Annotated in this window: 15 protein-coding genes; 6 read left to right on the top strand and 9 right to left on the bottom strand. The window is 63.8% G+C overall.

All coding sequences use genetic code 11. The features are described 5' to 3' along the window. Positions 1-71 precede the first annotated feature (71 nt). A complete protein-coding gene (locus BM374_RS13635) occupies positions 72-2,666 on the top strand; it encodes a CHAT domain-containing tetratricopeptide repeat protein (RefSeq protein WP_092292824.1) in 2,595 nt (864 codons plus the stop codon). On the opposite strand, the gene BM374_RS13630 is transcribed toward BM374_RS13635, so the two are convergent. Further along, positions 2,641-2,844 (bottom strand): hypothetical protein, encoded by a 204-nt coding sequence (locus BM374_RS13630; RefSeq protein WP_092292822.1) that lies wholly within the window; start codon positions 2,842-2,844, stop codon positions 2,641-2,643. The two genes, BM374_RS13635 and BM374_RS13630, sit on opposite strands and share 26 nt — an antisense overlap. Positions 2,845-2,947: 103 nt before the next feature. On the opposite strand from BM374_RS13630, the gene BM374_RS13625 reads away from it, so the two are divergent. Then, complete coding sequence (locus BM374_RS13625) at positions 2,948-4,564, top strand: phosphoenolpyruvate carboxykinase (RefSeq protein WP_092292820.1); 1,617 nt, start codon at positions 2,948-2,950, stop codon at positions 4,562-4,564. 222 nt (positions 4,565-4,786) lie between these two features. Here BM374_RS13625 and BM374_RS13620 read toward each other — a convergent pair whose 3' ends face one another. Next, positions 4,787-5,602, bottom strand: a complete 816-nt coding sequence (locus BM374_RS13620) for an acyl-CoA thioesterase (RefSeq protein ID WP_092292818.1) — start codon at positions 5,600-5,602, stop codon at positions 4,787-4,789. A 93-nt stretch (positions 5,603-5,695) separates the two neighbouring features. Then, entirely contained in the window at positions 5,696-8,212 is a 2,517-nt protein-coding gene (locus BM374_RS13615) for a glycogen/starch/alpha-glucan phosphorylase (protein ID WP_177248278.1), read from the bottom strand. A 208-nt stretch (positions 8,213-8,420) separates the two neighbouring features. Here BM374_RS13615 and BM374_RS13610 point away from each other — a divergent pair, with 208 nt between their 5' ends. Both BM374_RS13610 and BM374_RS13605 read left to right on the top strand, forming a co-directional pair. Continuing rightward, positions 8,421-8,666, top strand: coding sequence for a hypothetical protein (locus tag BM374_RS13610; RefSeq protein ID WP_092292814.1), 246 nt, complete (start codon positions 8,421-8,423; stop codon positions 8,664-8,666). Positions 8,667-8,824: 158 nt separating this feature from the next. Next, complete coding sequence (locus BM374_RS13605; protein WP_092292812.1) at positions 8,825-9,256, top strand: hypothetical protein; 432 nt, start codon at positions 8,825-8,827, stop codon at positions 9,254-9,256. 98 nt (positions 9,257-9,354) lie between these two features. Here the strand turns inward: BM374_RS13605 and BM374_RS13600 are convergent, their stop codons facing one another. After that, the gene (locus BM374_RS13600; protein WP_177248323.1) at positions 9,355-10,128 is read right to left on the bottom strand and encodes a DUF2865 domain-containing protein; all 774 of its coding nucleotides are present in this window, start codon (positions 10,126-10,128) and stop codon (positions 9,355-9,357) included. Positions 10,129-10,306: 178 nt separating this feature from the next. Further along, a complete protein-coding gene (gene pyrE, locus BM374_RS13595) occupies positions 10,307-10,870 on the bottom strand; it encodes an orotate phosphoribosyltransferase (protein WP_092292810.1) in 564 nt (187 codons plus the stop codon). Between the two features lie 174 nt (positions 10,871-11,044). Between pyrE and BM374_RS13590 the strand changes: the two genes are divergently transcribed. Beyond that, a complete protein-coding gene (locus BM374_RS13590; protein ID WP_092293454.1) occupies positions 11,045-11,671 on the top strand; it encodes a glutathione S-transferase family protein in 627 nt (208 codons plus the stop codon). Positions 11,672-11,748: 77 nt separating this feature from the next. Here BM374_RS13590 and BM374_RS13585 read toward each other — a convergent pair whose 3' ends face one another. The 4 genes from BM374_RS13585 to BM374_RS13570 all read right to left on the bottom strand — a co-directional run bounded on the left by BM374_RS13585 (position 11,749) and on the right by BM374_RS13570 (position 17,391). Beyond that, positions 11,749-12,384: a LysE family translocator gene (locus BM374_RS13585; protein ID WP_092292808.1), complete on the bottom strand. Its 636-nt coding sequence runs from the start codon at positions 12,382-12,384 to the stop codon at positions 11,749-11,751. A gap of 91 nt (positions 12,385-12,475) precedes the next feature. After that, positions 12,476-13,015: an NADPH-dependent FMN reductase gene (locus tag BM374_RS13580; protein WP_092292806.1), complete on the bottom strand. Its 540-nt coding sequence runs from the start codon at positions 13,013-13,015 to the stop codon at positions 12,476-12,478. Positions 13,016-13,026: 11 nt separating this feature from the next. Continuing rightward, a complete protein-coding gene (gene polA, locus BM374_RS13575; protein ID WP_092292804.1) occupies positions 13,027-16,107 on the bottom strand; it encodes a DNA polymerase I in 3,081 nt (1,026 codons plus the stop codon). 213 nt (positions 16,108-16,320) lie between these two features. After that, complete coding sequence (locus BM374_RS13570; protein ID WP_092292802.1) at positions 16,321-17,391, bottom strand: acyltransferase family protein; 1,071 nt, start codon at positions 17,389-17,391, stop codon at positions 16,321-16,323. Positions 17,392-17,585: 194 nt separating this feature from the next. On the opposite strand from BM374_RS13570, the gene BM374_RS13565 reads away from it, so the two are divergent. Next, positions 17,586-18,899, top strand: a complete 1,314-nt coding sequence (locus BM374_RS13565; RefSeq protein WP_092292800.1) for a UDP-glucose dehydrogenase family protein — start codon at positions 17,586-17,588, stop codon at positions 18,897-18,899. Positions 18,900-19,056: the final 157 nt, after the last annotated feature.

Genomic DNA, 19,056 nt, shown 5'->3' with positions numbered 1-19,056 from the left:
CGACAATTGAACGTCACGTCTCATCGCGGCGACCCAAGATCGTGATCGGTCCGAGGTGGCAGCGAGGGTTCATGACAAATCGTCGTCTGGCATTGGTCGCAAGCCTGGCGCTTGCGATCACCGCGTCGCTTGTCACGCCTGGCATCGCCCAGAAGGGTGACCTCTCCGGTCAGAGCGCGCGGATCAATGCGGTCAGAACGGCCGGGAAATATGCGGAAGCGCTGCCACTGGCGCAGGCGATGGTGGCCACGCTGGAGCAGACCAGCAACAATCGCGATCTCGCCGCCGCGCTCAACAATCTCGCCCAGGTCTATGCCGACCAGGGACACGACGATCAGGCCGAGCCGATTTACAAGCGCGCGATCGCACTGATGGAGAAGGGGACCGGCCTCGACAGTGTCGAGATCGCGCCGATACTGAACAATCTCGCTGCGCTCGATCTGCGGCAGGGCCGCTTCACAGATGCCGAACCGCTGTTCAAGCGTGCGCTTGCGATCCGCGAAAAGGCGCTGTCGCGCGAGCATCCCGATATCGGCCAGTCTCTCAACAATCTCGCCACGCTCTATGTGAAGCAGGAGCACTTTGTGGAGGCTGAGCCGCTGTTTCAGCGCGCGCTCGCGATCTTCCAGAAAGTCGGCGGTCCCGAGCATCCCGCGGTCGCAACGCTCCTGAACAATCTCGGTCAACTCGATCGTGACCTCAATCGCGATGGCGATGCCGAGGCGCCGATCAAGCGTTCGCTTGCGATCCGCGAGAAAGTGCTGGGACCGGATCATCCCGATGTCGCGCGTTCCCTGAACAATCTCGCTGGCCTTTACGAGCACCAGCAGCGCTATGCGGGTGCCGAGCCGCTTTATCGCCGCGCGCTCGCCGTTCGGGAGCGTACGCTGGGTACGGATCATCCCGACGTCGCGACATCCACTAGCAATCTCGCCTATTTCCTCCACGTGTCCGGTCGAACTGCAGACGCATTGCCGCTCGCGGAAAAGACGCTTGCAGGTGATCGCGCGCAATTGCGCGTCGTGCTTCCGATTTTATTCGCGGCGCGCCAGCAATCCCTGTTGCCAGATGACAAGGCGCTGGACGAGGCGCTCGCGGCGATCCAGCGCGGCACGCAATCCTCGGCCGCATCGGCCGTGAACAAGCTCGCCGTGCGACTTGCGGCCGGCAGCGACCGGCTCGCGGAGCTGGTGCGCAAGGACCAGGATCTTGCGGCCGAATCGGAAGCGCTCGACAAGGCGATCATCGCGGCCGTGTCGAAATCATCGGCGCAACGCGATGCCGGCTCCGAGCAGCGGAGCCGGGCACGGATCGCGGCCATCGCAAGCGAGCGCGCCGGGTTGCAGAAGACGCTCACCGTCGAGTTCCCCGATTACGCCTCGCTTTCCAACCCGCTGTCACTGACGGTGAGGGACGTTCAGTCGCTGCTGTCTGCCGATGAAGCCATGGTGCTCTATTCCGTCGTCGACAAGCGCAGCTATGTCATCGCCATCACGCGCGAGGGCGCCGATTGGAAGGAGATTCCGCTTGGCGCGGAAGCGCTGGCGCAAAAGGTCGCCGCATTTCGCCGAGGTCTTGATGTCGGCAAGGCGCGTGATGGCTCAGGCAAATCAGGCCTGTTCGATCTCGCTCTCGCCAACGAGCTCTACGTTGCGCTGCTCGGCCCGGTCGAGGCGCTGGTCAAGGACAAGCGCAGTCTGCTCACGGTGCCGTCGGGCGCGCTGACAGCGTTGCCGTTTCATCTGCTCGTCACGGAACCCCCGCAAGCTGCGATCCCTGATACGCTTGAGGGCTATCGCCGCGCCGCCTGGCTGCTGCGGCGTCAGGCCGTATCTGTGCTGCCGTCGGTGGTCAGCCTGAAATCGCTGCGCGCTTTCGCGCGCAAGAACGAAGGCGTCAAGCCGATGACCGGCTTCGGCGATCCCGTGTTCAATCCCGCGCAAGAGAACCCGGCTGATCGTCGCTCTACGAGCGGCAAGATCGCCGCGCGAAACATCGCGGCGTCAGCCTACACCGATTTCTGGCGGGGCGCGGGCGTCGATCGCGCACGGCTTGCGCAGGCGCTGCCGCAGCTCCCCGATACCGCGGACGAGTTGAACGCCGTGGCGAAAGATGTCGGTGCGAGCGATGCCGACATTCATCTCGGCCGCGACGCCAGCGAAGCGACGCTCAAGCGTGCGGCGCTCGCCCAATACAGCATCATCTACTTCGCAACGCACGGCCTCGTCGCCGGCGATATCAAGGGTGTGGGCGAACCGTCGCTCGCGCTGTCCATTCCCGAACAGCCTTCCGAACTGGATGATGGTTTGCTCACCGCGAGCGAAGTTGCCCAGCTCAAGCTCAATGCAGACTGGGTTGTGCTGTCGGCCTGCAACACGATCGCCGGCGACAAGCCCGGCGCCGAGGCCTTGTCGGGACTGGCCCGTGCGTTCTTCTATGCCGGTGCGCGTGCCCTGCTGGTCTCGCACTGGGCGGTTGATTCCGAAGCTGCCACCCGCTTGACCACATCGACTTTCGATCTGCTCAAGAACGAACCAAATCTCGGTAGAGCCGAAGCTCTTCGGCGCGCGATGTTAACGTATGTTGATGACACATCGTCGCCCCGCAATGCCTACCCCGCCATGTGGGGAGCGTTCGCGCTCATTGGCGAAGGTGCGATACGATAAAGCGGCGCAGCATTTGTGCGTCGCAAAACACGTGACAACGCTGAAACAGCCATTTGGTTGCGCGATCATTGATGATTTTTGCATAAGCCTTGTCGACGCTGATATGCGCGACGTTTGGCGCAGTCCTTGAATAAACCAAGTCCTGCGGGATCAGCTTGGCAAGGCCAGCGTTCATCATTATTAGATCGTCCAGCCGAGGCCGGACGGCCTATAATCACGGTGACCGCGAAGGCACCAGAGCATGGTTGCGCTTGATGTCGCGGGTTCTAGGAGGATTTTTCGTGCAAGAGACGGGCGTGCGCAACGGTGCCTTCGGCGCCGACAAATTCGGCTTAAAGAATCTCAAACGGGTTCACTGGAACCTCGGCGCGCCGCAGCTCTACCAATATTCGCTCGCTGCGGGCGAGGCGGTGTTATCCGCTGACGGCGCACTCTGCGCCGACACCGGCGAATTCACGGGCCGCAGCCCAAAGGACAAGTTCACGGTGCGCGACGCCGCCACCGACAAGAAGATGTGGTGGGCCGGCAATCAATCGATCACCGCAGAGCAGTTCGAGACGCTCTATCAGGACTTCCTCAAGCATGCCGAGGGCAAGAGCCTGTTCGCGCAGGATCTCTATGGCGGCGCCGATCCGGCCTACCGGATCAAGACGCGCGTCTTCACCGAACTCGCCTGGCATTCGCTGTTCATTCGCACGCTGCTGATCCGTCCCGAGGCGATCGAGCTGTCGACCTTCGTGCCGGAGCTCACCATCATCGACATGCCGAGCTTCCGCGCCGATCCCAAACGTCACGGCTGCCGTTCGGAGAACGTCGTCGCGATCGATTTCGCCCGCAAGATCGTGCTGATCGGCGGGTCTTATTATGCCGGCGAGATGAAGAAGTCGGTCTTCACCACGCTGAACTACTATTTGCCCGAGCGCGGCGTGATGCCGATGCACTGCTCGGCCAATGTCGGCGCCAAGGGGGACACCGCGATCTTCTTCGGGCTCTCCGGCACCGGCAAGACCACGCTGTCGGCCGACCCGAACCGCACGTTGATCGGCGACGACGAGCACGGCTGGGGCCCGAACGGCGTGTTCAATTTCGAAGGCGGTTGCTACGCCAAGTGCATCAAGCTGTCGCAGGAAGCCGAGCCGCAGATTTACGCGGCCTCGACACGCTTCGGTGCCGTGCTCGAGAACTGCGTGCTCGACGAAGACACCCGCGTGGTCGATTTCGACGACGGCTCCAAGACCGAGAACACCCGGTCTGCCTATCCGCTCGACTTCATCCCGAATGCGTCGCGTACCGGCCGCGCGCCGCAGCCGAAGAACGTGGTGATGCTCGCTGCTGACGCGTTCGGCGTGCTGCCGCCGATCGCAAAACTGTCGCCGGCGCAGGCGATGTACCACTTCCTCTCCGGCTACACCGCCAAGGTCGCCGGTACCGAGCGCGGTCTCGGCAACGAGCCGCAGCCGGAATTCTCGACCTGCTTCGGCTCGCCCTTCCTGCCGCTCGATCCATCCGTCTACGGCAACATGCTGCGCGACCTCATCGCTCAGCACAACGTCGATTGCTGGCTGGTCAACACCGGCTGGACTGGCGGCAAGTATGGCGTCGGCAGCCGCATGCCGATCAAGGTGACCCGCGCGCTGCTCACCGCCGCGCTCGACGGCTCGCTTCGTAACGTCGAATTCCGCACTGACAAATATTTCGGTTTCGCGGTCCCGACCGCGCTGCCGGGCGTGCCGAGCGAAATCCTCAACCCGGTCAATACCTGGAAGGACAAGGACGAGTTCGACAAGACCGCCCGCGCGCTGGTCGGCATGTTCCAGAAGAACTTTGCCAAGTTCGAAGCGCAGGTGGATGCAGAGGTGCGCGCGGCTGCGCCTGATGTGAAGCTCGCGGCGGAGTAAGTGCTCCGTCTTGCATGCAAAAGGGCGGCCGAAAGGTCGCCCTTTTTTGTTTCCTTCTCCCCTTGTGGGAGAAGGTGGCGCGAAGCGCCGGATGAGGGGTTCTCTCCGCGCGTTCAACTGTATGAGATTCGCTAGTGGAGAGAACCCCTCACCCGTCTCGTCGCTTCGCGACGAGCCAGCCTCTCCCACAAGGGGCCCACAAGGGGAGAGGGAAAGTGCAGCCTACGCCTTGAAATACGCGATCTGCGTGCTCGTCGCGAGCAGCCGGCCGTTCGGCGACCACAGCTCGGCGTTCTGGTCGGCGTAGCTCTTGTGCATGATGTTCGAGTCCGCCGTCGTCAGCACGCGCGTGAGGTCCTCAGCCGCGAGTTCTTCGCTATCGGTGTGAAAATAGGTGGTCAGCGACACCGTGCCGAACGGCACCAATTCGCGCCGCGCGTGGAAGATGCGGCCGAAGAAGGCGTCCGACATCGACATCAGCGACAGCATGTCGAGCTTGCGTGGCTCACGATCACTGATCCAGATCTTGGAATAGGTACTGGCGGGTTCGGACTGCGGTGGGCCGATCCGCATCTCGCCCTCGACGAAGCGGAATTCGTACTGGTTGGCCCAGGACGCGGCGATCTTCGGGAATGGGAGCGTCGCTTCGAACGGTTTTGCATCGGGATATTGCGCCACCCTGTGCTCCCAGGACGGCCGGCGCTCGGCGAAGACGGCGGTCGCAAGCGTCGCGACTTCGCCGCCGCCCTGCGACAGTTCGACGCTCCAGTGCTGGCTGGAGCGGTTGGCCTTCACCAGCCGAATGTCGAGATCGAATGGGCCCTTCGCGATCGGCGCGCAGTAATTGACGGTCAGCGCCAGCGGATCGCCGGCGGCTTGCGGATGTTCGATCAGTGCGCGCAGGATGGTTGCGGCAGTCACGCCGCCGAACGGGCCGACAAAGGCCCAGTAATCGTCGCTGGTGTGCCCTTGCCAGCTGGAGTCGCCGGTGGTGACGCGCGTGGCGTCGTCGAACGGGTGCGGGAGCTTGGCGTGCATTTGCGCGATCCGGTTTTCAATGACGCACGTCATATCACGTCCGTCGCCGGTTCGTGCAACTACCTCCGAGGTACGATTTCACTCCGCGGAAAATCAACCCGCGGCGTCGCGCAGGTTCGGCAGCACCGGCGTGGTCGGATTCACCGGCACGTTCCAGATTTCCTCGGCATATTCGCGGATGGTGCGGTCGGAGGAGAACCACGCCATGCGCGCGACATTGAGGATGGAGGCGCGCGTCCAGGCCGGCGAGACCTGCCAGCGCGCGTCGACCGCGCGCTGCGTCTCGTAATAGGAATCGAAGTCGGCGCTGACCATGTAATGGTCGAGATAGCGTAGTGCATGCGCAATGGATTCGAAGCGGCCGGGATCGCCGGGCGAGAATTCGCCGGTGCCGATCGCGTTGATGGCGCGCTGCAGCTTTGGAGAATTGCGGATCACGTCGGAGGCATCCAGCCCTTGCTTGCGCCGGATCATCACGTCGCCGGCCTCCATGCCGAAGATCGCGATGTTCTCGACGCCGACCTGGTCGCGAATCTCGATATTGGCACCGTCGAGCGTTCCGATGGTGATGGCGCCGTTGAGCGCAAGCTTCATGTTGCCGGTGCCCGAGGCCTCCATGCCGGCGGTGGAGATCTGTTCGGACAGGTCAGCCGCCGGAATGATCACCTCCGCGAGACTGACGTTATAGTCGGGAAGGAACACGACCTTCAGCTTGCCGCCGATCGAAGGATCGTTGTTGACGATTTCGGCGACGTCGTTGATCAGCTTGATAATCAGTTTTGCGTACTTGTAGCTCGCCGCCGCCTTGCCGGCGAAGATCTTCACCCGCGGCACCCAGTTGCCGTTGGGATCGTCCTTGATCGACTGGTACAGCGCGACCGTCTCGATGATGTTGAGGAGCTGGCGCTTGTATTCGTGGATGCGCTTGATCTGCACGTCGAACAGGGCGTTCGGATCGACCTTGATGCCGAGCCGCTCGCCGATCAGGCGCGCGAGCGCCGTCTTGTTGTGCAGCTTGACGCTGCGAAATTTTTTCTGGAACTCGACGTCGCTGGCGCGGGCCTCGATCTGCGAGAGCTGCGTCGGATCGTCGAGCACGGCGTCGCCACAGACCTCGCGCAACAGGTCGGTCAGCTTCGGGTTCGCCAGCATCAACCAGCGTCGGAAGGTGATGCCGTTGGTCTTGTTGGTGATGCGGCCGGGATAGAGATGGTTGAGATCGTGGAACACGGTCTCACGCATCAGGTCCGAATGCATGGCCGAGACGCCGTTGATGCGGTGCGAGCCGACGAAGGCGAGCTGGCCCATGCGCACGCGGCGCCCGCTCTTCTCGTCGATCAGCGAAACCGAGGCGCGGAAATCGATGTCGCCGGGTGCGCGCGCTTCGGCGAGCGCCAGGTGTTGGACGTTGATGCGATAGATGATCTCGAGATGACGCGGCAACAGCCGCTCGAACAGCTCGACCGGCCAGGTCTCCAGCGCCTCGGGCAGCAGCGTGTGGTTGGTGTAGGAGAGGGTGGCGACTGTGATCTTCCAGGCCTCGTCCCAGCGGAAATTGTGGAGATCGACGAGGATACGCATCAGCTCGGTGACGGCGAGGCTCGGATGGGTGTCGTTGAGCTGCACCGCGACCTTGGACGACAGGCTGCGCAGCTGGCCGTCGGAGGCGAGATGCCGCTTGATCAGATCCTGGAGTGAGGCCGACACGAAGAAATATTCCTGGCGCAGCCGGAGTTCGCGGCCTGCCGGGCTCTCATCGTTCGGATAGAGGAATTTGCAGATGGCCTCGGCGCGCGACTGCTCGGCGCTGGCGCTGACATAGTCGCCCATGTTGAAAGCGTCGAGCTTCAACGGATCGGGCGAGCGCGCCGACCACAGCCGCAGCGCATTGACGTGCTGGCCACGCCAGCCGACGATCGGCGTATCATAGGCGATCGCCTGCACGGTCTCGGCCGGATGCCAGATCGCGCGGTCGCGGCCCTTGTCGTCGATGTGCTCGACACCACCGCCGAAATTGACGTCGTAGATCACTTCGGGCCGCTGCAGTTCCCAGGGATTGCCGAAGCCGAGCCACTCGTCGGGATATTCCTGCTGCCAGCCCTGATTGATGATCTGGCGGAACAGGCCGTAGTCGTAGCGGATGCCATAGCCGATCGCAGGGATCGACAGCGTCGCCATGCTCTCCATGAAGCAGGCGGCGAGACGGCCGAGGCCGCCATTGCCGAGCGCCGCGTCCGGTTCGCATTTGCGTAGCTCGGGCAGCGACACGCCGAGATCGCCGAGCGCGACCTCGAAGATCTTGAGCAGCCCCATGTTGTTCAGCGCGTCGGTGAACAGGCGGCCGATCAGGAATTCGAGCGAGAGATAGTAGACGCGCTTGCGACCGGCGTCGTAGCTGTGCTTCTCGACCGTCAGCCAGCGGTGCACGATGCGGTCGCGCAGCGCGAGCGCTGCGGCCTGGTACCAATCGTGCTTGGTCGCCATGCCCGCATCCTTGCCGATGGCAAGGCGAAGCTTCGCCAGGATCGTGCCCTTGATCTCAGCCAGCGCGAGTTCGTCGATGGGCTGGCCCGCGGCGGGCGAATTTGGCTGGAACGATTGATCTTGCAAGGCCGTCACTTCCTGGTCGACAGAAACACCACTGAACCCTACGCGTCTTGCCCCTGCACCGGAACCATCGCCGGCGCGGCCGTGCACTGGGCTGCCGTAAAATTATGCAAGGAACGGGCCGCTTTGGGAACCCGGAGCAGCACGGAGGAACGCGGATTTGGTGCTAGATTGGACACAGATTCGGCCATCACTGTGGAGGACACACCACATGAAACCGCTGCTGCGACTGCTGATCGAAATCGCTACCGCCGCCTTGCTCGTCGTCTGTGTCACCGGCTCCAGCGCCGCCTTTGCTGCCGGCAAGATGGGGCGCAGCGCCGACGGCCTCAGCTGCGCCGTCTCTCTCCCGCAAAATGCGACGCCTGTGCAGCGCTGCGCCGCCATCGAGCGCCAGTGCGGCGGCAAGTTCTATGCGAGCGCGTGCGGGGACAAGCTGATGTCGGCGGTGAACTGAGGGAGGTAGCGCAACATCAATAGTGTGGTTCCGACCGTCGCGGGGCGAATACCAGCCAGAACAAATTAAGAACAATTTAGCAAGTCTTTGATATATCATTGTGATTCGGCGCAGTGCCGACACAACATCTAGGGTCTGACGTCAGTCGCGAGGACTACATGTCCACCATTGCCTTCGATCAATTCGCCCTCACCCGGATCGCCGATTTCGCACGGTCGCTGTCGCGGCTGCATCAGGCGGCGCGGCGCCATGCCGTCGATGACGACCAGTTCGACCGCGAGTTCAACGCGGTGTGTCAGTCGATCTGGGGCTACACCATCGACGACATCACCGACGATCTGTTCGCGCCCGAGGATCATCACTTCCTCGACACGCTGGACGAAGCGCATGCGCGCATTTTCGCGGCCGAGCAGGGTTATGACCTCGTCGGCGAGACCGGCATGCTGACCGACTGGTGGGGTTTCTGCTGGATGATCCTGGCCGAGAAGCGCGGCTTGCTGACGCCGGAGAACCGCGCCGCCGCGCGCGCGGCGATCGAGGAGAAATATCTGGCTGCCCCGAATGTGATCGGGGTGATCATCGGGCGGTGACCGCTTGCTTGCCGTCATTCCGGGGCGATGCGTTAGCATCGAGCCCGGAATCTCGAGATTCCGGGTTCATCGCTGCGCGATGCCCCGGAATGACGAAGTCAATCCAACCCCGCCCGCTTCGCTGATTTCGCCTGTGGCTTCGGCGTCGCCACATCGGGCAGCGCCTCGCGCGTGATCTCGGTGGACGGCGCATCAGCTGCAACCGTTTCCGCGCGCACCGGGGCGACCTTCATCTCGCCGAGCCTTGCGCGGACCTGCGCGGTGAGGCCGGGATAGGAGGCGACCGGAGTGAACTCCGCGGTCTGCTCCTGGCCGAGGCGGACGCCGGTATAGGCGACGAGGCCGTCGCTGGTGGCGATGACGTCGCCGGCCTTCAGCGAACCATCGAGCGCCAGATCGACAGGAGCGAGCCCGGCCGGCTCGCGGCCATTGCAGGTACAGTCGGCGCGAAGCGCCTTGCGATAGGCGAACGCGTTCTCGCTGTCAGCGTAGCGCTCGCCGGTCTGGCTGTAAGCGCCCTCGATCGAAGAACCGAAAAAGACCTTCGTGGTGCTTGCAGGACAGAAAGCCTGACACATTTGCGCCGGCGAGGCGAGGCCGCGCATCAATGGAAAATACTTGCCGTCGCAGCTGCGCACGCAAAATGCGGGGCCCGAGCCGCCTGCCGCCGCCGAGCGGGTCGGTGGCACATATTGCGGCTGAACGGCCGGGTTCTGCTGACCGGTGAAGGGATCGGCATAGGAGCTGGCCTGCGGCACCTCGCGCTGAGGCCGCTGCTGCATTCCGCCGAAAAAGAAGTCGAACAGGCCTTCGGCCGAAACCGGGGCCGGAGCTGCGAGCACCGGTGCTGAGAGGATGGCGGCCACAAGCATCGCGCGACGCCGCCGGCGCGCATGGGACACGATCGTACGCAACGCTTACTCCACCCGACGCTACCGAACCGGCCGGGACCTCTCGGGTCTCAGCACATGATTCACCATAAAGCGGGATGGTAAATGAGGGGTTGAGGGTGGGCCGATTGCTGCGCAGCGCGGGCCGGAGCGAAAGCCTTTACGCCTTCAAGAATTCCGATGCCTTGTACAGCGAGCGGAACGGCAGGCCCGCCGCGCCAAACGTGTCGGTGGCGCCTTCCTCGCGGTCGACCATGGTCAGCACGAGCACCACTTCAGCACCGGTCTCGCGCACGGATTCCACCGCCTTCATTGCCGAGCCGCCTGTGGTGGTGACGTCCTCGACGATCACGACGCGCTTGCCGGCCAGCGTCTCGCCCTTGGGCAGACCTTCGATCGCGAGCCTGGCGCCATGCTCCTTCGGCTTCTTGCGCACGAAGAAGGCCGCGATCGGATGGCCCTTGATCCAGGAGATCTGCGCCAGCGCGCCGGCCAGCGGCACCGCGCCCATCTCCAGCCCGCCGATGAAATCGAGATTATCGTCCTTCAACGCCTCATAGGTCAGCTCGGCGAGCAGGGTCGCACCTTCCGGGTCGAGCATGGTCGGCTTGAGGTTGAAATAGAAATCGCTCTTGCGGCCCGACGCCAGCGTCACCTCGCCGCGCCCGAAGGAGCGGCGGCGGATGATTTCGAACAGGCGGGCACGGGAGGCAGATTTCGACACGGGGGTCCCTCAGGGGCGTTCTTAGGAGGTGGCGGAATTTATCCGCGACGGCCGCGACATTCCAGAGGGGGCGTCCCCCGTCAACAGGGATCGGCCATCCCGGTCCGACGGTTGTGAGGGCACAACTTTCCGGAGTAGGTGGAGGCCCGCACCCTCGGGAAGGAAACAGGCAAAATGACCATCGAGCTGCACACCTGGAACACGCCGAACGGCCGCAAGATCTCGGTCGCGCTGGAGGAGATGGGGCTGCCCTACAAGGTGGTCCCGGTGAACATCACCAAGGGCGAGCAGATGGACCCCCGGTTCCTCGAGCTTTCCCCCAACAACAAGATCCCCGCGATCGTCGATCCCGAGGGCCCTGACGGCAAGCCTGTCAGCATCTTCGAGTCCGGCGCCATCCTGCTTTATCTCGGCGAAAAGACCGGCAAATTCCTGCCGAAATCGCTTGGCGCGCGGATCCCCGTCTACGAATGGCTGATGTGGCAGATGGGCGGCTTCGGCCCGATGCCCGGCCAGGTGCATCATTTCATCGCGCTCGAAAACGAGCAGGACCGCGCCTACGGCCTGAAGCGCTTCATGGCCGAGACCCGCCGTCTCTACGGCGTGCTGGACCGTCGCCTTGAGGGCCGCGACTTCGTCGCCGGCGATCTCTCGATCGCCGATTTCGCCATCCTGGGCTGGGCCTGGCGCCATCCCCGCCACAAGGTGGACCTGGCCGACTTCCCCAACGTCAAGCGCTGGTACGACGCGCTGATGGCCCGCCCCGCGGTGAAGCGAGGCATGGAGGCGAAGCTGGATTAGTCGGCGCATCGTGCCCCGGACGCAGCGCGTAAGCGGTGCGCTGCAGCGCGTCCGGGACACGGACGGCGTGTGCCCCTTCACACCTTCCGCGCTTCCACGGCCATCCGCACCGCGAGGCCGGCCAGCACCGTGCCCATCAGCCAGCGCTGCGCCAGCATCCAGCTCGGCCGGCTCGCCAGAAACAGCGCGATCGAGCCGGCGGCGAGCGCGATGATCGCGTTCACGCTGACGCTGATCGCGATCTGGATCGCGCCCAATGTCACCGACTGGATCAGCACGCTGCCAGCCGTGGGATCGATGAACTGCGGCAGCAGCGCCAGATACAGCATCGCGATCTTCGGATTGAGCAGGTTGGTGACGAGCCCCATCGCGAACAATTTGCGCGGGCCGTCGATCGCGAGCTGCTTCACCTGGAACGGCGAGCGACCCCCGGGCTTCATCGCCTGCCAGGCAAGCCACAGCATGTAGCCGGCGCCTGCAAAGCGCAGCGCGTCATAGGCAAAGGGCACGGCGAGCAAGAGCGCAGTGATCCCGAACGCCGCGCATAGCATGTAGAACACGAAGCCCAGCGCGACGCCGCCGAGCGAGACGATGCCCGCTGCCGGCCCCTGCGTGATCGAGCGCGAGATCAGATAGATCATGTTGGGCCCGGGCGTGAGCACGAGGCCGAGGCAGACGAGGGCGAAGCCGAGCAGGGCGGAAGCGTGAGGCATGGATGAACCGGAACGGGAGCTATGCCGATTCTAATATGCGCGGCTCCGCTGAGCCATCGCGCAATTGCTCGGAGGACAATTCAATGTGGTCCTATGCCTCGGCCTGCACGGTGGCGATGAACGCCGCGAAACGCTCCATCGCCAATCGCAACGGTTCTGCCAGTGTGGGATCGGCGGCGATGCTCTGTTCGTCCCAGGCGCCGCCAAGCAAGGGCAGTGTCACGCAGGCCTCCCTGGCGAGCCGGGCGGACATTGTCTCCAGCGTCAGCGTCAGGGCGGCCAGCGCGTGCGTCGCGCGCGGTGATGTGTTGATCAAGGCAACCGGCTTGTCGGGAAATTCGCGGCTCCCGACCAGCCAGTCGAGCGCGTTCTTCAGCACGCCGGCGACACCGCGGGCATATTCGGGGCTCGAGATCAGGAGCCCGTCGACGCCTCCGATCACGTGGCGCATCGCGCCGACCGGCGCAGGCACGTCATCGCCATCCAGGTCCGGATTGAAGAAAGGCAGGTGCGCTATCCCATCGAACAGGATCACCTCGACATCGGCAGGCGCAAGCCGCGCCGCTGCGCGCAATACCGCAGTGTTGCTCGAGCCTGCGCGCAGGCTGCCGGAGATGGCCGCGATCTTCATCGGGGCGGCCTTTAATGCGCCTCGTCCCAGTTCGTGGCCGCGCGGGCGTCGACGTGCAGCGGGACCGACAGCAGGACGGCCGGGAACGGCGCGTCCTGCATGACGTGCTGTACGACCGGCAGCGTCGCCTCGACCTCCGCGTCCGGCACCTCGAAGATCAATTCGTCATGTACCTGGAGCAGCATCTGCGCCGAGAGCTTCTTCTCGGCCAGCGCGTCTTCGACCCGCGTCATGGCGCGGCGGATGATGTCAGCCGCGGTGCCCTGGAGTCGCGCGTTGATCGCTGCCCGCTCGTTGAAGGCGCGCACCGAGGCGTTGGACGCCTTGATATCAGGGTAATGGCACTTGCGGCCGAACAGCGTGGTGACGTAGCCGTGCTGCCGGCAAAAGTCGCGCGTCTCGTCCATATAGGCGCGGATGCCGGGGAAGCGCTCAAAATACTTCTTGATATAGGCCGACGCTTCTTCACGGGCGATACCGAGCTGGTTGGCGAGGCCGAACGCGGAGATGCCGTAGATAATGCCGAAATTGATCGCCTTGGCGCGGCGGCGGATTTCGCTCGGCATGCCCTTGATCGGTACGCCGAACATTTCTGACGCGGTCATCGCGTGAATATCGAGGCCATCGCGGAACGCCTGCTTCAGCACGGGAATGTCGGCGATCTCGGCCAGCAGCCGCAGCTCGATCTGCGAATAGTCGGCCGAGACCAGCTTGTGCCCGGGCGTTGCGATGAAGGCGCGGCGGATTTTTCGGCCGTCCTCGGTACGAACCGGAATGTTCTGCAGGTTCGGCTCGTTCGACGACAGACGGCCCGTCGTGGTCGCGGCCAGCGCGTAGGTCGTGTGCACGCGATGGGTCTGCGGATTGACGTAGGTCGGCAGCGCGTCGGTGTAGGTCGATTTCAGCTTCGAGACCTGGCGCCACTCCAGGATCTTCCGCGGAAAATCGTGGCCCTGCTCGGCGAGTTCGTCGAGCACCTGCGCGGTGGTCGACCACGCCCCCGTCTTGGTCTTGGTGCCGCCAGGCAGTCCCATCTTGCCGAACAGGATGTCGCCGATCTGCTTGGGGCTGCCGACGTTCACCGGCTCGCCGGCGATCTCCTGGATCTCGGCCTCGACACGTGCCGCGGTCTGGGCAAAGTCGCCTGACAGACGCGACAGCACCTGGCGGTCGATCGAGATGCCGCGGCGTTCCATGCGCGCGAGCACCGCGACCAGCGGCCGCTCCAGCGTCTCGTAGACGGTGGTCATGTGCTCGGCGACGAGGCGCGGCTTCAGCACGCGCCAGATGCGCAGGGCGATGTCGGCCCCTTCGGCGGACAGGGGCGCGGCCTTGTCGATCGGCACCTGGTCGAAGGTGAGCTTGCCCTTGCCGCTGCCGAGCAGCTCGCTCTCCTTCAGCATGGCATGGCCGAACCAGCGTTCGGAAAGCTGCTCCAGCGCATGCGAGCCGCGACCGGCATCGAGCACATAGGAGATCAGTTGCGCATCGTCGGTGTTGCGCAAGGTGATGCCGTGCTGCGCCAGCATCACGGCCGTGAACTTGACGTCGAAGCCGATCTTGAGAATGCCCGATGATTCCAGCACCGGCCGCAGCGCTTGAAGCGCGTCTTCGTGCTTGACCTGATCGGGCGCAAGGCCCGCGTCGAACAAGCCGCCGTCGCCACCGGATTGCTTGTGCGCCAGCGGCACATAGCAAGCCTCGTTCGGGGCCAGCGCCAGCGCGATTCCGCAGAGATCGGCCTGCATCGGATCGATCGAGTTTCCGCGCAGCTCGACCGCGACATGACCGGTATCATGAATCCGCGCGATGAAGGCGTTGAGCTCTTTCAGCGTCTTGATAGCCTGATACTTGCTGCGGTCAACCGGCAGCTTGCGCAGCGCCTCCTCGCGCGCGGCGGCGAGCGAGACCGGCGCGCCCTTCGGGCTCGCAGCCTTGTCCTCCTTGCCCGCCGATTTTTTGGGGTCGCTCGGCCGGGCTTGCGCTGGGGTACCGGGCCCCGGAGCTGGCACAACATCCGAAGGCGGCAGCGGCGAGAATACGCTCGCGCCTTTCGCATAGCCGGGATCGGCATCGACGTTGGCAGGATCGATCTGCGAATATTCGGCGACGCGCCGTGTCAGCGTGGTGAACTCCATCGCCTTCAGGAAGGCAATCAGCTTGCGCGGATCGGGCTCATGGACGGCCAGATCGTCCAGCGGCACCTCCAGATCGACCTTGTCGTCGAGCAACACCAGCTGGCGCGAGATGCGCGCCTTCTCGGCGTTCTCGATCAGCGCCTCGCGGCGTTTCGGCTGCTTGATCTCGGTGGCGCGGAACAGCAGTTGTTCGAGATCGCCGTATTCGACGATCAGCTGCGCTGCGGTCTTGATACCGATGCCAGGCACGCCAGGCACGTTGTCGGTGGAATCGCCGGCCAGCGCCTGCACCTCGACCACCTTCTCCGGCGGCACGCCGAACTTCTCGATCACCTCTGGAATCCCGATGCGGCGATCCTTCATGGTGTCGTACATGGTGACGCAATCGGTGACGAGCTGCATCAGGTCCTTGTCGGAGGACACGATGGTGGCGCTGGCGCCGCGCTCGCAGGCCTGCCGCACATAGGTCGCGATGAGATCGTCGGCCTCGAAGCCGACCTGTTCCAGGCAGGGCAGGTCGAAGGCGCGCACCGCCTCGCGGATCAGCGCGAATTGCGGGATCAGATCGTCAGGCGCCGGAGGCCGGTGCGCCTTGTAGTCGGGATAGATCTTGTTGCGGAAAGTCACTTCCGACTTGTCGAAGATGATGGCCAGATGCGTCGGCCGGTTGTCCTCGGGCATGTCGCGCAGCAGCTTCCATAGCATATTGCAGAAGCCGAGTACGGCGTTGACCTGCAAGCCGTCGGACTTGCGGTTCAGCGGCGGCAGCGCGTGATAGGCGCGGAAGATGTAGGAGGAACCGTCGACCAGGAAGACGTGGTCGCCCTTGCCAGCGGCCTTGGCCGAAACCGGTTTGGCAGCAGCCGTCACGGCAGTGGGCTTGGTGTCGGCGGCTTTGGATGCAGCAGCCTTGGTGTCAGCTTTGGCGGTGGTCTTCGGGGATGTTTTGGGCATGGCCGCAATGTATGAATTTTTGCGGCCTTTGACAGCCTGGAGAGAGGGATTTTTGGGCTGCTGGTGCCGCTATCCCCACTGTCGTTCCCTGATCCCCGCTGTCATTCCCCGCGAACGCGGGGAATCCAGTACGCCGCGGCTTCTCGATTTATCGCTGGCGCCTCGGCGCACTGGATCGCCCGGTCAAGCCGGGCGACGACACCGAGAACTCGGCTACTCCGCCGCCTGCAGCACAGCGCGGGCCTTCTTTGGCGCGATCCAGAAAGGATCTGGCCGCTCGAACAGGACGTGCGCGTTGAGCCGTAGTGCGGCCCGCCAGATCGCAAGCGATCCGAGCACGCCGGCGATGGTGACGAGCAGGGAGATCGTACCGATATCCGCAATGACGCCGCTGCGCAGCAGCAGCGTGCGCGTTGCGGCCATCGGCAGGAAGAAGGCGAGATAGATCACGATCGAATGCTCGCCGCAGAAGCGCAGGACATTGAGCCAATGCGCGCGCGCGAGCAACGTGCCGATCGTGATGATCGCGCAGGCGCCGGCGAAGCCGAGCAGCAGCGACACGATCTTCCACTCGCTTGCGCCAAGGCTCACGAGGCCGGCATCCACCAATGCCCAGGTCCCGAGCGCTGCGAGCGCAAGCGCGGGATGGCTTCGCGCGCGTTCCGACAATGCGAATACGTACGGCGCGAACAGATACCCCGAGTAGAAATAGACGAAGCGCGCGCAGAACTCGTCGATCACGGTCCAGCCGGTCGTGACGCGCACGGTCTCCAGCGCGGCGGCGACGAACCAGATCGCAAGCGGCGGGACTCTGCGCGTCAGTTTTGTGACGACGAAGAAGATCGGTAGCAGGTAGATGAACCAGAGCGTGCCGAACGGCTCGATGAAGGATTCGAGGTACAGCAGGCCCACGTCACGCCAGCCGGTTTCAGCGGCAAAGGCGGGGGCTTTGAAACCGAACTGGATTGTCACCCAGATGACATAAAAATAGGCGAAATGCACCACCTTGCGGTCGAGATAGGTTCGCCAGTCGCGATCGATCACAAGCGGCAGGAACAGGCCCGAAATCAGGAAGAAGTCCGGCATCCGGAAAGGTTTTGCGAAGGCCACCAGAACGTGCATGAAACCGGTTCTTCCGGCGGCGAGCTCGACCCCTAGCACCGAATGCATCATCACGACCATGACGATGCAGATGCCTTTGGCGTAGTCGACCCAGTCGACACGCGCCGCAGCGGGGGCTTTGGGAAACCCGCTGCTCAAAGCTGAAGTGCCCGATCGTGCCATGTGTCCCTTTTCGAGGCGGGTTCTGCCCGGTCATGTGCGGCCGTGGGGCAGTGTGGCGCCCAGTGGTTTCCGACTTCTTTACCGGTACAAATCGCGTGCCGGTTTCCGATCGCGGGCTCTTCCTTCCCGGCGGGAAAATGCTAAACCGCTCCTGAATTGGGATTTCGTTAACCAGGCCTAAAACAGGGATTTTCATGCGCATCGCGATGATCGGCACGGGCTATGTCGGACTGGTATCCGGCGCCTGCTTTGCGGATTTCGGTCACGACGTCACCTGCGTCGACAAGGATGAGAAGAAGATCGCGGCGCTTCACCGCGGCGAGATCCCGATCTATGAGCCGGGCCTGGACGAGCTGGTCGCGACTAACGTCAGGGCCAAGCGGCTCGACTTCACCACTGATCTCTCCAAGCCGGTCGCTGACGCCGATGCGGTTTTTATCGCGGTCGGCACCCCCTCGCGCCGCGGCGACGGTCACGCCGATCTCTCTTACGTCTACGCCGCCGCGAAAGAGATTGCGCAGTCGCTCTCCGGCTTCACCGTCGTGGTCACGAAGTCGACTGTGCCTGTCGGCACCGGCGACGAGGTCGAGCGCATCATTCGCGAGGCCAATCCGACGGCGGACGTCGTCGTCGCCTCCAACCCTGAGTTCCTGCGCGAGGGCGCGGCGATCCGTGACTTCAAGTTCCCCGATCGCGTCGTCGTCGGCACCTCCGACGACCGCGGCCGCAAGGTGATGGGCGACATCTACCGCCCGCTGTCGCTGAACCAGGCACCGCTGATGTTCACCGCGCGTCGCACCGCCGAGATGATCAAATACGCCGCCAACGCCTTCCTCGCGACCAAAATCACCTTCATCAACGAGATCGCGGACCTCTCCGAAAAGGTCGGTGCCAACGTTCAGGAGGTCGCGCGCGGCATTGGCCTGGACAACCGCATTGGCACGAAATTCCTGCATGCCGGTCCTGGTTTCGGCGGCTCGTGCTTTCCGAAGGACACCAAGGCGCTGATCAAGATCGCGCAGGACTACGACGTCTCCTTGCGCATCGTCGAGTCCGTGCTGGCGGTCAATGAGAACCGCAAGCGCGCGATGGCGCGCAAAGTCAGCCAGGCGCTCGGCGGCTCCTTGCGCGGCAAGACCATCGCGGTGCTCGGCCTCACCTTCAAGCCCGACACCGACGACATGCGCGACGCGCCCTCGATCCCCCTGGTCACAGGTCTTCTCGACATGGGCGCGAAGGTGAAGGCGTTCGATCCCGTTGGGATGGAGCAGGCCAAGGGCGAGCTCCCGAACATTACCTATTGCGAGGATGCCTATTCCTGCGCTGAAGGCGCCGACGCGCTGGTCGTCGTGACCGAATGGGCCCAGTTCCGCGCGCTTGATCTCGATCGGCTGAAGGCGATCATGACGCAGCCCATCGTGGTCGACTTGCGCAACATCTACCGCCCCGAAGACATGACTGCCGCCGGCTTTACCTATGAGAGCGTGGGGCGGTCATCTCGAGCCTGATGCACCACGGCACATGATTCCGTCATGGCCGGGCTTGCCGTCTTCGCTTAGGCTTCGCCGGCCCGATTCTGTAGCCCGGCGAAGTGTTCGTGGAGCCGGGTCCCGGCCATCCACGTCTGTTTTCTAGTCGAAGACGTGGATGCCCGGCACGAGGCCG

The organism is Bradyrhizobium sp. Ghvi (genome assembly GCF_900115265.1).
In the GTDB taxonomy this organism is placed as follows: Bacteria; Pseudomonadota; Alphaproteobacteria; order Rhizobiales; family Xanthobacteraceae; genus Bradyrhizobium.
Note: the sequence above shows the minus strand (reverse complement) of the source record. Positions and strands in the feature narration are given on the sequence as shown.